Here is a 15203-nt window from a genome sequence, read left to right as displayed (position 1 = left end):
AGCACGAAACCCACCCAAGGAGAAATACCGCCGTGACTGAACGCACGCTGGTCCTCGTCAAACCCGATGGCGTCGCGCGCGGCCTCGTCGGCGAGGTCATCTCGCGCATCGAGCGCAAGGGCCTGAAGCTCGTCGCCCTCGAACTGCGCACCGTCGAGCGCTCGGTCGCCGAGGAGCACTACGCCGAGCACAAGGAGCGCCCGTTCTTCGGCGAACTCCTCGAGTTCATCACCTCGGGCCCGCTGGTCGCGCTCGCCGTCGAGGGCCCCCGCGCCATCGCCGCCTTCCGCCAGCTCGCCGGTGGCACCGACCCGGTCGAGAAGGCCACCCCCGGCACCCTGCGCGGCGACTTCGCCCTGGAGACCCAGTACAACCTGGTGCACGGTTCGGACTCCCCGGAGTCGGCCGAGCGCGAGCTCAAGCTCTGGTTCCCCGAGGCCTGACACACTCGTGGATGGCGCGGGATCACCGCGCCATCCACGGACCCGGGGGTTTGTCGATGACACCGGACGAGTACCTGGCACACCTGCGGAAACTCGTTAGCGGCTTCACACTGGTGGCGCGCACCGGGGACCACGCCGCGCCCGTGCCGTGCTGCGGCGACTGGCGCCTGCGTGATCTGGTCGTCCACCTCGGCAACGTGCATCGCTGGGCGGCCGGGATCGTCCGCACCGGTGACCCCGCCCCGCAGCTCTTCGGAGTCGAGCCGGACGAGGACATCGCCGCCTGGTACGGCGACTGCGCGGACGGCCTCATCGAGGCGTTGCGCGAAGCCTCGCCGGACGACGGTGCCTGGAACTTCACCGCCGCCGCCAAGACCAAGGCCTTCTGGTACCGCCGCCAGGTCCACGAGACCGCGGTGCACCTGCTCGACGCGCACCGCGCGGCCGGGACCGAACACACCCTCGACCCGTCCATCGCCGCCGATGGCGTGGACGAGGTCCTCCTCGGCATGCTGCCGAAGGTGAAGCGCTGGCACACCCCGCCGGTGGTCACCGTTCCGCTGTTGCTGAAGACATCCGACACCGGACACGCCTGGTTGATCACACCGCCGGGAACAGACGGCATCCCCGGCTCGCGGCGGGCCGATCCCGCCGAAACCGCGGAAGCCGTCGTAGAAGGGACCGCGGAAGGGCTGGACCTGCTGCTGTGGCAACGGGTCGGGCTCGCCGAATCGGGTCTCGGGATCACCGGTGACGGCACGGCGGCCGAGACCTTTCTCGCCGGGCCGTTCACGCCCTGATCTTCGGCGCCCTACGCCGTTCGGTTCACGTTCACCTCGAGGTCTTCTCCTGGCGGCTCGCGTCCGCTGTGCTGACCTGAGCCGCCTGTCACTCGATCGTGGGGTACTTCGTGAGAAGATCACGCCTGGTATTGCTCGCCGCCCTGCTGCCCGGATCGTTCGTCGCCGCACCGGCGTCCGCTGATCCGCTGGCCGCTCCGCTGGGGCCCGCGCCCGTCGAAGCCGCCCCCGCTGCCTCGTCGGCGAAGGAGGGCCCGTCCGCGTACGCCGTGGCCGCGCCCGACGACGGTCTCGTCACCACCAGCGCGACTTCGCGCGTGGCGCCCGGCCTGAGTCTCACCGAGTTCGACCGCTACGACCCGGCGGGCTGGATCCGCGGCGACACCCTCGCCGTCGATCTCACCAGCAAGACGCTCAAGCCGACGTATCTCAGCCCTGGCACGGTTTCCGCGCGGACGCCGCTTTCTCGGCAGGTCGCCAGGACCGGCGCGGTCGCCGGGGTCAACGGCGACTTCTTCGACATCAACGCCACCGGAGCACCGATCGGCGTCGGCGTCGACGCCGGGAAACTCCAGACGGCGCCCGCACGCGGCCACAACCTGACCGCGTCGATCACCGAGGAGGGCAAGGCGCGGCTCGCGGAGGTGTTCCTCGAAGCGTCGGTCACCTTGCCCGACGGCGAGGTCGTGCCCGCGTCGAACTTCAACAGCCCGGTGCTGAGCGGGAACGCGATCGGCGTCTACACGCCGCTGTGGGGCGCGGCGTCCCGGCGGACTTCGGTCGCGGGCGCCCAGCGCGTCGTCGAGATCGAACTCCGGGACGGTGTCGTCACACAGGTGCGGCCGCAGCCCGCGGACGGCCCGATCGCCGCCGGCGCGACGGTCCTGCTCGCCCGTGACGGTGGCGTGGACACCTTGTCCGGTCTGAAGACCGGTGACCGGGTGGGTGTCGCGTACGCGCCGAAGAGCGACGCGGGCAAGCTGTCGGTCTCGATCGGCGGGAACATCGTCCTGCTGCGCGACGGCGCGATCCAGCCGGTCGACAACGTGGCCATGCACCCCCGGACCGCGGTCGGGTTCTCCGCCGACGGCACGAAGATGTGGCTGGCCACGGTCGACGGCCGCCAGGCCGACAGCCGCGGCATGACGGAACTGGAACTCGCCCGCCACCTGAAGTCGCTCGGCGCGGACGACGCCATCAACCTCGACGGTGGTGGCTCCTCGACCTTGCTCGCCCGTGAGGAGGGCGAGAAGACGCCGCTGGTCCGCAACTCGCCATCGGACGGCGGGGAACGCCTGGTGCCCAACGGGATCGGCGTCACCACCGTGCCCGGCAGCGGACGCCTCACCGGATTCTCGCCGCGTCCCGCGCGGGACACCGCCGACGCGACGCGGGTGCTTTCCGGACTGACACGCAAACTCGCGGCCGGAGCGCACGACGAGACCGGCGCGGCGGTGGCCGCCAAGGCACAGTGGCTCAGCACGAATCCTTTCCGCGGCACGGTGACCGACGGTGTCTTCACCGCGCACGCCGACCGGCTCCGGCCGGACGCGCCCGCGAACGTCGACGTACTCGCGAAGCGCGGAGGTGTCCTGGGCAAGGCCACGCTGAACGTCCTCGGTTCGCTGGTCCGGCTGGGCACCAGCACCGAACAGGTCGCGCTGTCCGGCGAAGGCGCGAAGAGCACGTTCAAGGTGTTCGGCTACGACGCCGACGGCTACGGCACGTGGATCGAGCCCGACGACGTCAAACTCGATTACGACCCCACGGTGGTGCGGATCGAGCCGTCCGGCGACGGATTCGCGGTCACCGCGCTGAAGGCGTCGGGTGCTTCGGCGATCACCGCAACCGCCGGTGGGAAGTCGACGCACCTCGCGGCGTCCGTCGGCACGGAATCCCGGATGGTGGCGTCTTTGGACGGCCCGGCGGGCTGGACCGCCAGTGTCTTCCCCGCCGTCGTCGGCGCCGCGCTTTCCGAGGCTCCCGGCCGTGAAGGCGGCCGAGGGCTGGCGCTGGACTACCGGCTGAACGGGACCAACGCCACGCGCGCGGCCTACGTCAATTCGGCGGCGCCGATCGCGCTGCCGCCCGGCGCCCAGCGCGTCGGCCTGTGGGTCAACGGCGACGCGAAGGGTGCTTGGCTGCGGGCGGAACTCCGCGACGCCGCCAACGTCCCGTCCATTGTGGACTTGTCGCTGAGCGTCGACTGGACAGGCTGGCGTTACGTCCGCGCGGCGATCCCGGCCGGACTCCCAGACGGGCAGCGGCTGACGAAGTTCTACGCCGTCGAGAACGTCCCGGACCAGCAGTACGAAGGACGGCTGGTCTTCGACGACCTCACCTTCGAGGTCGCGCCCGCGGCCGCCGTCCCGGCCGATTCGGCGCCGCGTGATCCGGCGCTGATCACTGACGGCACGGCGACCGGCGGACTGCGGATCGCCGTGGTCAGCGACGCGCAGTTCACCGCCGACGACCCGAACGGCCCGCTGGTCGTCCAGGCACGGCGCGCGCTGCGCGAGACGGTGGCGGCGAAACCGGATCTCGTGCTGATCAACGGCGACTTCGTCGACCGCGGCACGGCCGCCGATTTCGTGCTGGCTCGCTCGATCATCGAGGAAGAACTCGTCGGCAAGGCACCCTGGTACTACGTCCCTGGCAACCACGAAGCCGATGGCGGGCACGGGATCACCGAGTTCCAGGCGGCGTTCGGGGAGACCCACCGCGTCGTCGACGTCGCCGGGATCCGCCTGGTACTGATGGACTCCTCGCGCGGATCGCTGCGCGCGGGCGGATTCGACCAGATCCGGATGCTGCGCGAGGCGCTCGACGGCGCGAAGACCGACAGGCGCGTCCGCAGCGTGGTCGTCGCGATGCACCACCCGGTCAAGGACCCGAGCCCCACCGGGAACTCGCAACTGGCCGACCGCAAGGAGGCCGCGATGCTGACCGGCTGGCTGACCGCCTTCGAGCGCGAATCGGGGAAGCAGGTGGCCGCGATCGCTTCACACGCGGGCGTCTTCAACCTGTCGCGCGTGGACGGTGTGCCGTACCTGGTGAACGGCAACTCGGGGAAGTCGCCCGCGGCCGCCCCCGGTGACGGCGGTTTCGTCGGCTGGACGATGGTCCGGTTCGAGCCGGGGGACAAGGCACAGCCGGTGCGGTTCGAGACGCGGCCGAACGTCGACGCGCTGACGCTGTCCGGGCCCTCGTCGCTGGCGCGCGGGGAGAAGGCGGACATCCGGGCCGTGGCGGCACAGGGAGCGCGTCAGGTGCCGGTGTCGTACCCGGTCAGTGCGGACTGGAAGGGCGGCTGGGGCACGCACGTCGCTGACGGGTTCCTGCCCGCGATGCCGTGGGACGTCGCGTCCTTCGACCAGGGGACCGGGGTGCTGACGGCGCTGCGGCCGGGGGTGGCGCGGCTCTCGGTCACCGTCAACGGGGTGACGCGGAGCTTGTCGGTCACCGTCCGTTAGCCCTCGCCGATGTGATGAACGGGACTTTCATGGCGAAATTTGCCATGAAAGTCCCGTTCATCACACGCTTCAGGCGGCTTCGTGCGCCTCTTCGACCGTACCCGGCAAAGCCGGACCACGCGGCGGGATCGCGTCGGCCTTCGCCGGGTCGACCTTCCGCACCGAACCGTCGGCCGCGGTCCGCGCGATCGCGAGCATCGAGGCCAGCGCGTCCTGGATCTGCGCCTGCTCCCGCTCCGGAATGGCGCCGAGTTCGATCAGCACGCTGCCGTTGCCCAGTAGCCCGTACCCGTTGCGCGCGATGCCCTGGTAATCGCCGCCGGGGTACTGCGAGACATAACCGCCGTTGCCGTCGATCGACCGCTGCACCACGACCGCGATCTGCTTCGCGAAGTCCACATCGGACTGTTTCACGCCCGCGTTCGTCGGCCACAGCGTCGAAGCGGTGATCTCTTTACCGTTCGCGTCCTGGTACCGGCCTTGCATGTGGTAGTCGACCATGATGTCCGGCTTGAACGAAGCGTTCCGCCGCTGGATCAGGCCCGCCTCGGTGGCCGGGTTGTCCTTCGGTGCCACTGCCGGGTCGTGGTACCGATTGATGTCGTAACCCTTGCCCTTCTCGCCGTACTCGGGGGTGGCGTCCGGGTCGTAGTTGTAGCGCCAGTCGCGCTCGTTCCCGTCGGGGTTGGCGCGCACGACGATGTCGACGGTCACCTTCGACAGCAGCTCCCGCTGCCATGAGCCGCGTTCGACACCGACCTTGCGCAGGAACTCCAGCGCGGCGGGCGTGCCGAGCGGCTCGTCGCCATGCTGCTGGGTGACGTACTGGATCCGCGTCTTGCCGTGGCCGACCCTCGCCGCCCACACCGGACGGCCCTCGTTGCTGCGGCCGATGCCGCTCACCCGGATCTTGCCGTGGCTCAGCAGGGCCAGCTTGTGCAGTTCGAAGGCGAGTTTGGCGGTGGACGGGCGCGGGTCGACGGTCCGGCCGCCCACAGTGGCCTCGGCCGCCTGTGAAGCGGGAGCCACCAGCAGCCCGGCGCTGACGAAAACGGACAACAAGGCGATTCGGGACTTGAGACTCATGGTCGGTGAGTATCGACGAGCCGGGACCGGCCAACAAGGGTGTGGTTAAACCGGTCGAATTTTGTCGGTGCCAGGTCCTAGGGTGCGAACCGTGGGTGACTCAGAGCACGGCCCGGCGATGGTGCAGGCGAAAGCGTTGGTCAAGCGCTTCGGCGACTTCGAGGCCGTACGCGGGATCGATGTCGAGGTCCGCCCCGGGGAGGCGTTCGGTTTCCTCGGGCCGAACGGCGCGGGCAAGTCCTCCACCATGCGGATGATCGCGAGCGTGTCCCCTCGCAGCGACGGTGACCTGCGGGTCCTCGGCATGGATCCGGACGCCGAGGGGCCGAAGATCCGTGCCCGGCTCGGCGTCGTGCCCCAGCAGGACAACCTGGACACCGAGCTCACCGTCCGCCAGAACCTGCAGATCTACGGCCGCTACTTCGGGCTCTCCCGCTCGCACGTGCGGAGCAAGGCCGACGAGCTGATGGAGTTCGCCCAGCTCACCGACCGGGCGGACGCGGAGGTCGATTCGCTCTCCGGCGGGATGAAGCGGCGGCTGACCATCGCGCGCTCCCTGGTCAACGACCCGGAACTGCTCCTGCTCGACGAGCCGACAACGGGGCTGGACCCGCAGGCCCGGCACCTGTTGTGGGACAGGCTGTTCCGGCTCAAGGCGGGCGGGACCACCCTGATCATCACCACGCACTACATGGATGAAGCAGAGCAGCTTTGCGACAGGCTGGTCGTGATGGACAACGGCCGCATCGCCGCCGAGGGCTCGCCCGCCGACCTGATCAGCCGGTACTCCACCCGCGAGGTAGTGGAACTGCGGTTCCCGAACGGCGAGCAGGAGGCCGCGGCGAAGCAGATCGAGGGCCTCGCCGAACGCGTCGAGGTCCTGCCGGACCGTGTCCTGCTCTACACGATGACCGGCGAGGCCACCCTCGAACAGGCGCACGCGCGCGGGCTGCGGCCCCTGTCGAGCCTGGTCCGCCGAAGTTCGCTGGAGGACGTCTTCCTCCGCCTCACCGGCCGGACGCTGGTGGACTGATGACCACAGCGGAGACGAAGGCCTCGACGGGCCGCGTGGTGTCGACCTGGCTCGGCGCCTGGCTGCGGGTCGAGGGGTATTGGATGTGGTACCGCCGGTACTGGCTGTCCACGCTCTACTCGACAGGCCTGCAACCGGTGCTGTTCCTGGCCGCGATGGGGCTCGGCTTCGGCTCGCAGGTGCAAGCGGGCGCCGCGACAGGTGGTTTCTCGTACCTCGAGTACGTCGCGCCCGCGTTGCTCGTCGCCGGCGCCGCGCAGCTGGCGGTGGGGGAGTCCAGTTACCCGGTGCTGTCCGGGTTCAAATGGCAGCAGACCTATGTGGCCGTCACCGCGTCCCCGATCACCCCGGGACAGGTGCTCGGCAGCCAGCTCATCTGGGTCGGGATCCGGCTGGCGCTGGCCGGATCGATCTACGCCGTCATCGCCGCGCTGTTCGGCTCGTGGACGAGCTTCGGCGTGCTCGTGGTCATCCTGATCGGGGTGCTCACCGGAATCGCCTGCGGCACCCCGGTGATGGCGCTGGCCGCGACCACCTTCGACGAGGGCGCGCGGTTCGGCCTCGTGTTCCGGTTCATCCTGATCCCGATGACGTTGTTCTCCGGCACGTTCTTCCCGATCGCCGAACTGCCCGCCCCGCTGAGGTGGATCGCCTGGCTTTCCCCGCTGTGGCACGGAAACGAGGCCGCCAGGGCGGTCAGCCTCGGCACCGTCGGCCCGCTCGCCACCCTGGGGCACCTCGCCTTCCTGGTCGTGCTGGCCGGGGTGGGCTGGGCATTGGCGCACAAGTACTTCTACCGACGGCTGGTGGTCTGACGTGGCTGTTCTCACCGAGGCGCAGCGACGTGGAAAGCCGAGGCGCGGGGTCCTCCTGCGCGTCCTGCCGCCCGCGATGTACAGCGGCCGCTCGAAGGCGGTGCTGGAACGCACCTTCCTGACCTACTCGCACGTCTGGATGCTGTTCGTGTCCGGCGCCTTCGAGCCGTTGTTCTACCTGATGGCCTTCCAACTGGGCTTCGGCAAACTCGTCGGCGAGGTCGTCGGTCCCGGCGGCCAGACGATGAGCTACGTCGCCTTCGTCGCACCCGGCCTGCTCGCGGCGTCGGCGATGAACGGCGCGATCATGGACTCGACGTACAACCTGTTCTTCAAGCTGAAGTACGCGAAGCTGTACGACGCCATGCTCGCCACCCCGATCGGGCCGTTGGACATCGCGCTCGGCGAGGTCGGCTGGTCGGTGCTGCGCGGCGGGATCTACTCGGTGACCTTCCTCGGCGTGATGACCGCGATGGGCCTGCCCGGGTCCTGGTGGGCGGTGCTGATGATCCCGGCGGCGCTGCTCGTCGCGATGGCCTTCTCCGCGATCGGGATCGTGCTGGTGACCTTCCTGCGGTCGGTGTCGCAGTTCGACTACATCAACCTCGTGCTGATGCCGCTGTTCCTGTTCTCCACGACGTTCTACCCGCTTTCGGTCTATCCCGAGGCGATCCAGTGGATCGTGCGGATCTTCCCGCTGTACCACGGGATCGAGCTGATGCGCGGGCTCTCGGTCGGTGTGCTGTCGTGGAGCATGGTCGGGAACGTGGCGTACTTGGTGGCGCTGGCGGCAGTCGGGATCTACGCGTCTTCGCGACGCTTCGGAAAGTTGCTGCTGCGCTGACCCGCCGAACCGCGTGGTATCGGCACCCTCGTCCGCTCGAAGTACGTGAGGCTTCCTTCCCTACTCTCGAGGTCAGGGTCCCGGCAAAGTCGCGGAGCTGGTCAAGCGGGTCGTGAGTGGCGATTCGGGTTCTCCCCGACCTGTCTTTGCCTACCCGCTGAAACGGTGTCATCCTCCCCGCTCGATGAAGTCGACCTTGATCGACGGAGGATCGGGGACGTTGAGTGTCCCCGATCCTCTGTTGATCATGGTCCGAGGCCTCGCGCCGTCGGGCTGATCACATGTGGGTAAGCAACTGCCGGTCCGCCCTGACCCGAATTGCCACTCACGACCGAAGGGTGGTTCAGACGTCAAGCGCGGCCGCCCCCGGTGTCGCGAAAGCCACTTTCGCGACACCAGAGGTCCCGAAAGTGGCTTTCGCGACACCGAACCGCAGAGCTGCTGGTGGTAATCCGGGCTTGACATCGCTAATGCCTGCAAAGGGCCGAGCGCATGTCCCTGAACCTCTGTTAATCAAGCTCCGCAACCGGCGTAACCCCGCGGCGAGGTAGGAATTGGGACACTCAACGCCCCCATTCCTACACCGTCAGCCTCACACACAGCGACGAAGAGCCGCCTGACCAGTATCTCTGCGACTTTGCCGGGACCCTGACTCGCAAGGTAGGAAAGGGACCCCTCACACCCTGCCCCGCGTTGCTGGCGGTGGTGCCGAGGCCTACGAACTTTCCCCAAGCGACCCCATGCGGCCCACCGCGAGAAGCCGACTGCTCACCGGGCCGCGTTCGAACCCGTCACCCTCGGCGCCACCGCGGCCAGCGCGTCGACCATCCCGTGCCCGTAGAAGCCGTTGAACCCCGCGTACCCGGTGCAGTACGCGTCCTGCGAGCCGTCGCCGGTCAGGTCGTAGTCGGCGGGACACGCGATCGGCGTCGCCTGCGCGTCCAGCGTCCGCTTCAGCTGGCGGGCGCTGTAGCCGGGACGCGCCGAAGCGAGCAGGGCCGCGACACCGGCGACGTGCGGCGCCGCCATCGACGTCCCGCACAGCGGCGCGTACCCGCCGGGAACGGTCGAAAGCACGCATTGCCCGGCCTCGCCGCCGGGGGCGGTCACGTCGATCACGCTCAGCCCGTACGAGCTGTAGCCGGCCTTGACCCGCTCCGCGCTCACAGACGACACCGCGACGACGTCACGCAGGCCGGCGGGCAGCGCCTGGCAGCCTGCGGCCTGGACTTCGACACCCGAGCGCGGCGACGGCACCAGCCCGACGGCTTCGTTGGTCGCCGCGGCGACGTTGAGCGTGCCCGCCGAGGTCGCGTACTCGACGGCGCGGGCCATCACCTCGTTCACCACCCCCCGTTCGTCGGCGTGGGCGCACGAGAGCGACCACGGGTCGACGAAGTAGCTGCTGTTCGTCACGGCCATGCCCTGTGAGGAGGCCCACATCAGCCCGCAGACGGCTGCCTCGGGGTCGGCGTACCCGCGATCGTCGATCACCTTCACCGAGGCGATCCGCACACCGGGCGCCACCCCGGTGACCCCCTTACCGTCGTCGGCCGCGGCGATGATCCCGGCGACATGGGTGCCGTGCGCCGACGTCGTCGCGGCCCAGTTCCGGTCGGGCGCGCCAGTCAGGCAGCCCGCGGACCTGCCGGGGTCGAGGGCGGTCGTCAGTTCGGGGTGGGTGTCGTCGACGCCGGAATCGAGGACGCCGACGACGACGTCCCGGCTGCCCCGCTCGATCACGCGGGCCTTGTCGGCGCCGATCGCGCGCATGTCCCACTGCTCGTCGGTGCGGTCGGCGGAGGACAGCTTCGCCGGATCCGTCGGTTCGAGTTCGGCGCGTGAGGGTGTGGACCTGGCCGACGGGGTGCCGGCCGCCCGCTGCACCGCCAGCCGCTCCGCCTGCGCGCTGAACGCGGCGGCGGGCCGGACCAGTTCGGTGAAGTCCCGGTCGGCCGAGGTCGCCACGGCCACCGCGATCTGCGGGTAGTAGATCGTCGTGCTGCCGCAGCCGCCGGTGATGGCCGCTCTGGCCTGGGCTTCGGAGATGCCCCGGTCGAAGGCGACGACGTAGCGCAGCGCCCGGCCCTCGGGATGGCACGATGGCACCGCCTCCGCCGTCGCGACGGCGGAGATCGAACCGCAGAGCACCATGAAGGCGCACACGGCCGCTCGCAGGGACCGCCCCAGCAGGGACACCGGACCTCCCACCGGAGAACAGAGGGACTACGGGGATCGCCGCGGCCTTGGCATCGGCACCCCCGAGCGGCACGCTAGCCACCCACGGCCGGGTCGACAAGTTCTCTCGCGAAGTTCGCTCGGCCGGTGGCCGCGGCGCGCCCGGGAGTCAGGTCTGTGGCACCGAGTACACCGGAGTGGGGCCGGGGTGTGGGATACTCGCGTTGGCCGCTGGCCGACGGGCACACGTGAGAGGTGGCGCTCGCGGTCTCGTGGCCCGGTGGTGTGCTGCACATCCTCCACACGCGTCGCCGCTTGCATGCGGCTCGACGATGTGGCGGGCGGCCCGATGTCGCGCACGTGGCCAGCACTCCGCCGAGCAGACCTTCAGCCGTACGCGGCGCCCGGACAATCCCGGCGTCGTCGCGGTGCCGGGCAAGGATTCCCGCTGCTGGTGACCACCACGGCGGAACGAACAGAAAGGGGCCCCTGCGCGGCCGCGTCGAGCCGGTGTGAGCCAGCCGACGCGCCCGGGGGCGGAGGAGATATATGTCGAACGCGGACACACCCGCCGTCACCGGCGGGAATACCGCCACACCCATCGCAGGCCAGCTGGCCGAACTGCCTCCCCGGATCCGGGTGCACGCACTGGCGAAGCTCCTGGGTTCCAACAGCCGTGAACTGATGGCCAAGCTCGGTGAGCTCGGCGAGACCGTTCGCAGCGCGCAGTCCAGCGTCACCCGCGATGTGGCCATCAAGCTCGCCGAAGCCCTCTCCGGCGGAGGCGAGCCCGAGACCACCGAAGCGGCTCCAGCCGCCGAGGCGCCCGTCGTCGAGACCCCGAAGGCTCCCGAGCCCGAGGTGAAGCCCGAGGTCGAGCCGGAGCCCACTCCGCAGGTGGAGACACCTTCGCGGCGTGTTCCGCCCGCGCTGGCCGCCCCGGTGACCCCGGAGCCGCCGCAGCAAACGACCCGTCCGTCGAGGGCGGCCGTGCACGTCCCGGTGTTCGCGGCGCCGTCGCCGCTGTTCCTGCCGCCGGAGCCGGTCGCGGCGAAGCCCGCCCGCAAGCCGGAGCCGGCCTTCACGCAGACCGAAGAGACCGCCTCCGACGAGGACGAGACGCAGGCCGAGCAGTCCGATCGCCACGACGATGCCGACGACGACAGTGACGACGCCAACGGCCGTCGCCGCCGCCGTCGCGGGCGTCGTGGCCGTGGCCGGGGCAAGGGCGGCGACGAGAACTCGGCCGACTCCGAGAACGACGACGAGCAGCCTGAGCCCCCTCGCGGCCGTCAGCCGCGCGGCAAGGACAAGAACAACAAGAACGAGAAGGACGCCGACGCCGAAGAGGCCGAGTCCGAGAACGCCGAAGAGGCGTCCGTCACGTCTGATTCGGCGGAGTCCGATCCGGACAATGACGGCGACTCCGACAACGGCAGCAAGCGCCGCCGTCGCCGCCGCCGTCGCAAGGGCGGGGACGACGACAACGCCGAGGCCATCACCGACGACCCGCCCAACACGGTCGTCCACGTCCGCCAGGCCAAGGCCGCCGAGACCGAGCGTCCGGCCAGGGACGAGGTCCGCAGCGTGCGCGGCTCGACCAGGCTCGAGGCCAAGCGCCAGCGCCGCCGGGACGGCCGCGAGGCGGGCCGCCGCCGCGCGCCGATCCTGTCCGAGGCCGAGTTCCTCGCCCGCCGCGAGTCGGTCGAGCGCACCATGGTCGTCGCCGAGAAGGGCGAGTCCACCCAGATCGGCGTGCTCGAGGACGGCGTTCTGTGCGAGCACTTCGTGACCTCGTCGGGCACCGGCTCGATCGTCGGCAACGTCTACCTCGGCCGCGTGCAGAACGTGCTGCCCTCGATGGAGGCCGCCTTCATCGACATCGGGCGTGGCCGCAACGCCGTGCTCTACGCCGGTGAGGTCGACTGGGACGCCGCCGGTCTCGAGGGCAAGGCCCGCAAGATCGAGCAGGCGCTCTCCACCGGCGACTCCGTGCTGGTCCAGGTCACCAAGGACCCGGTCGGGCACAAGGGCGCCCGGCTGACCACCCAGATCTCGCTGCCGGGCCGCTTCCTGGTCTACGTGCCCGCGGGCGGGGCCACCGGCATCTCCCGGAAGCTCCCGGAGAACGAGCGCCGCCGTCTGAAGGACATCCTCAAGCGCATCGTCCCCGAGGACGCCGGTGTGATCATCCGCACAGCGTCCGAAGGCATCGTCGAGGAGGAGCTGGACCGCGACGTCCGCCGTCTCAAGGCGCAGTGGGACGTCATCAAGGAGAAGGCCGAAGCCGGCAACGGTGGCAAGAAGAACAGCGCCCCGGTCATGCTCTACGAAGAGCCGGACCTGCTGGTCAAGGTCGTGCGCGACCTGTTCACCGAGGACTTCGCCAAGCTGGAGATCCAGGGCGACAAGGCCTGGGACACCATCTACGACTACGTGCAGCACGTGGCGCCGGACCTGGCTGACCGGGTCAAGCGGTACACGGGCACCGGTTCGGCTTTCGCCGATCACCGGATCGACGAGCAGATCACCAAGGCCCTGGACCGCAAGGTCTGGCTGCCCTCGGGTGGCTACCTGGTCATCGACCGCACCGAAGCGATGACCGTCATCGACGTCAACACCGGCAAGTTCACCGGATCGGGTGGAAACCTCGAGGAGACGGTGACCAGGAACAACCTGGAGTCGGCGGAGGAGATCGTCCGCCAGCTCCGGCTCCGGGACATCGGCGGCATCATCGTCATCGACTTCATCGACATGGTGCTCGAATCCAACCGTGAGCTGGTGCTGCGCCGCCTGACCGAATGCCTCGGCCGCGACCGCACCCGGCACCAGGTGGCCGAAGTCACCTCGCTCGGCCTGGTCCAGATGACCCGCAAGAAGATCGGCACCGGGCTGATCGAGGCGTTCTCCACGCCGTGTGAGCACTGCAAGGGCCGCGGCGTGGTCGTCTCGACCGAACCGCAGCGCACCGGTGGCGGCGGCAACGGCCACAGCCACGGCGGTGCCAGTGGCGGCAGCGGCAGCGGTGGTGGCAAGGAGCAGGGCTCCCGCCGGTCCCGTGGCCGCGGCAAGGGTGAAGACCAGAGCCAGAACGAGCCCGCGGCGGCCAAGACCGAGGCCCCGCAGGCTTCCGGTCCGCGTGAGTCGGTGGTCTCGGCGGTCCAAGCCGTGGCCAACGCCGCCAAGGCGGCCAAGGGTGAGCACCCGCACGAGGTCACGGAGAACGTCGAGGGCGTCGCGCTCAACGGCCACGCGCCGCAGGTGGCTGAACAGCCCGCAGAGCAGGCGAAGGAGGCTGAGGGGTCTTCGGAGCCCATTGCCGAAGCGACCGTCGAACAGGCGGCCGAGGCGGCGGCTGAGCCGGTTTCCGAGCCGATCACCGAGGCACCCGCGACCGAACTCGCCGGTGAACCGGTGACGACCTCGGACGACGAGGCCCCGGCCGCGCGCGAAGAAGAGATCTCGGTCGTCGGGGAATCGGGCCCGGAGCCCGAAGCTCCCGAGGTGCCGGTGACTCCTGAGGCTGTTGTGGCACAAGAGCACACCGAACCCGAGGTGGAGGTCCCGGCCCCGGCCGGTCGCTCCACCACCCGCCGCCGTCCGCGACGGGCGGCCTCGCGGCCGGCCGGTCCGCCGGTCAAGGCGTCGGAAAAGAGCTAGTGAACACCGAGGGGCACCCCGGTGTGATCGCACCGGGGAGCCCCCCGTAACCTGTAGAGCGGCCCGCCACTTAGCGGCGGGCACCTTGCGCAGACCTTGGACCGCCGAGAGAGATCCGGTGGGCCGGTCACGCAAGCCCCCACCCGTTGTCGAGTAAGCAGGAGACTTCCGTGTCGGCGTACGCGATCGTCAAGACTGGCGGCAAGCAGTACAAGGTGGCCGTCGGCGACGTCGTCGAGGTCGAGAAGCTCGAAGGCGAGCCGGGTACTGAGCACACCTTCCCCGCAGTCCTTTTTGTGGACGGTGGCGACGTCACCACGGACGCCGACGCACTGGCGAAGGTCTCGGTCATCGGCAAGGTCGTCGAGCAGACCAAGGGTCCGAAGATCCGGATCCACAAGTTCAAGAACAAGACCGGCTACCACAAGCGCCAGGGTCACCGGCAGAAGCTGACCCGCGTCGAGGTCACCGGCATCTCCAAGTAGAACTTTCTCCGGATCTTCGTCAGAAAGAGGATTGAGCCATGGCTCACAAGAAGGGTGCGTCCAGCTCCCGCAACGGTCGCGATTCGAACGCGCAGCGACTGGGCGTCAAGCGCTACGGCGGCCAGGAAGTCAACGCGGGCGAGATCTTGATCCGCCAGCGTGGCACCAAGTTCCACCCCGGCGTGAACGTCGGCCGTGGCGGCGACGACACGCTGTTCGCGCTGGCCGCCGGTGCGGTCCAGTTCGGCGAGAAGCGTGGCCGCAAGACGGTCAACATCGTGCCGTCCGAAGCCTGAATTTCGGCTTCGAGTTAGAACCTCTGACGAGGGGTGGGGCCGGAATATCCGGACCCACCCCTCGTTTGTTTTGTGTATCCCCTTCTCGCG

General features: G+C 69.5%; 11 protein-coding genes. 9 read left to right on the top strand and 2 right to left on the bottom strand.

Annotation, left to right across the window (positions count from 1 at the left end; translation table 11 throughout):
* Positions 1 to 32: 32 nt before the first annotated feature.
* The 3 genes from ndk to ACM6LU_RS27045 all read left to right on the top strand — a co-directional run bounded on the left by ndk (position 33) and on the right by ACM6LU_RS27045 (position 4716).
* The gene (ndk, locus tag ACM6LU_RS27055; protein ID WP_414940575.1) at positions 33 to 443 is read left to right on the top strand and encodes a nucleoside-diphosphate kinase; all 411 of its coding nucleotides are present in this window, start codon (positions 33 to 35) and stop codon (positions 441 to 443) included.
* Positions 444 to 499: 56 nt separating this feature from the next.
* Positions 500 to 1243, top strand: a complete 744-nt coding sequence (locus tag ACM6LU_RS27050) for a maleylpyruvate isomerase family mycothiol-dependent enzyme (protein ID WP_414940574.1) — start codon at positions 500 to 502, stop codon at positions 1241 to 1243.
* Between the two features lie 110 nt (positions 1244 to 1353).
* A complete protein-coding gene (locus ACM6LU_RS27045) occupies positions 1354 to 4716 on the top strand; it encodes a phosphodiester glycosidase family protein (protein ID WP_414940573.1) in 3363 nt (1120 codons plus the stop codon).
* Between the two features lie 69 nt (positions 4717 to 4785).
* Here ACM6LU_RS27045 and ACM6LU_RS27040 read toward each other — a convergent pair whose 3' ends face one another.
* Complete coding sequence (locus ACM6LU_RS27040; protein ID WP_414940572.1) at positions 4786 to 5802, bottom strand: M14 family zinc carboxypeptidase; 1017 nt, start codon at positions 5800 to 5802, stop codon at positions 4786 to 4788.
* A gap of 118 nt (positions 5803 to 5920) precedes the next feature.
* Here ACM6LU_RS27040 and ACM6LU_RS27035 point away from each other — a divergent pair, with 118 nt between their 5' ends.
* The 3 genes from ACM6LU_RS27035 to ACM6LU_RS27025 all read left to right on the top strand — a co-directional run bounded on the left by ACM6LU_RS27035 (position 5921) and on the right by ACM6LU_RS27025 (position 8494).
* Positions 5921 to 6835, top strand: a complete 915-nt coding sequence (locus tag ACM6LU_RS27035) for an ABC transporter ATP-binding protein (RefSeq protein WP_414940702.1) — start codon at positions 5921 to 5923, stop codon at positions 6833 to 6835.
* Positions 6835 to 7650, top strand: coding sequence for an ABC transporter permease (locus ACM6LU_RS27030; RefSeq protein ID WP_414940571.1), 816 nt, complete (start codon positions 6835 to 6837; stop codon positions 7648 to 7650). Before ACM6LU_RS27035 ends, ACM6LU_RS27030 begins: the two co-directional genes overlap by 1 nt.
* A gap of 76 nt (positions 7651 to 7726) precedes the next feature.
* Entirely contained in the window at positions 7727 to 8494 is a 768-nt protein-coding gene (locus ACM6LU_RS27025; RefSeq protein ID WP_414940701.1) for an ABC transporter permease, read from the top strand.
* A 768-nt stretch (positions 8495 to 9262) separates the two neighbouring features.
* On the opposite strand, the gene ACM6LU_RS27020 is transcribed toward ACM6LU_RS27025, so the two are convergent.
* Positions 9263 to 10693 (bottom strand): S8 family peptidase, encoded by a 1431-nt coding sequence (locus tag ACM6LU_RS27020; protein ID WP_414940570.1) that lies wholly within the window; start codon positions 10691 to 10693, stop codon positions 9263 to 9265.
* Positions 10694 to 11221: 528 nt separating this feature from the next.
* Here ACM6LU_RS27020 and ACM6LU_RS27015 point away from each other — a divergent pair.
* The 3 genes from ACM6LU_RS27015 (at position 11222) to rpmA (ending at position 15113) form a co-directional block, all read left to right on the top strand.
* Positions 11222 to 14332, top strand: coding sequence for a translation initiation factor IF-2 N-terminal domain-containing protein (locus tag ACM6LU_RS27015; RefSeq protein WP_414940569.1), 3111 nt, complete (start codon positions 11222 to 11224; stop codon positions 14330 to 14332).
* Positions 14333 to 14502: 170 nt separating this feature from the next.
* Positions 14503 to 14817: a 50S ribosomal protein L21 gene (gene rplU, locus ACM6LU_RS27010; RefSeq protein ID WP_414940568.1), complete on the top strand. Its 315-nt coding sequence runs from the start codon at positions 14503 to 14505 to the stop codon at positions 14815 to 14817.
* A gap of 38 nt (positions 14818 to 14855) precedes the next feature.
* Entirely contained in the window at positions 14856 to 15113 is a 258-nt protein-coding gene (gene rpmA / locus ACM6LU_RS27005) for a 50S ribosomal protein L27 (RefSeq protein WP_003067129.1), read from the top strand.
* The last annotated feature ends 90 nt before the right edge of the window (positions 15114 to 15203 follow it).

The organism is Amycolatopsis sp. cmx-11-51 (genome assembly GCF_047608665.1).
GTDB lineage: Bacteria > Actinomycetota > Actinomycetes > Mycobacteriales > Pseudonocardiaceae > Amycolatopsis.
This window is presented reverse-complemented; position numbering and strand designations above follow the sequence as displayed.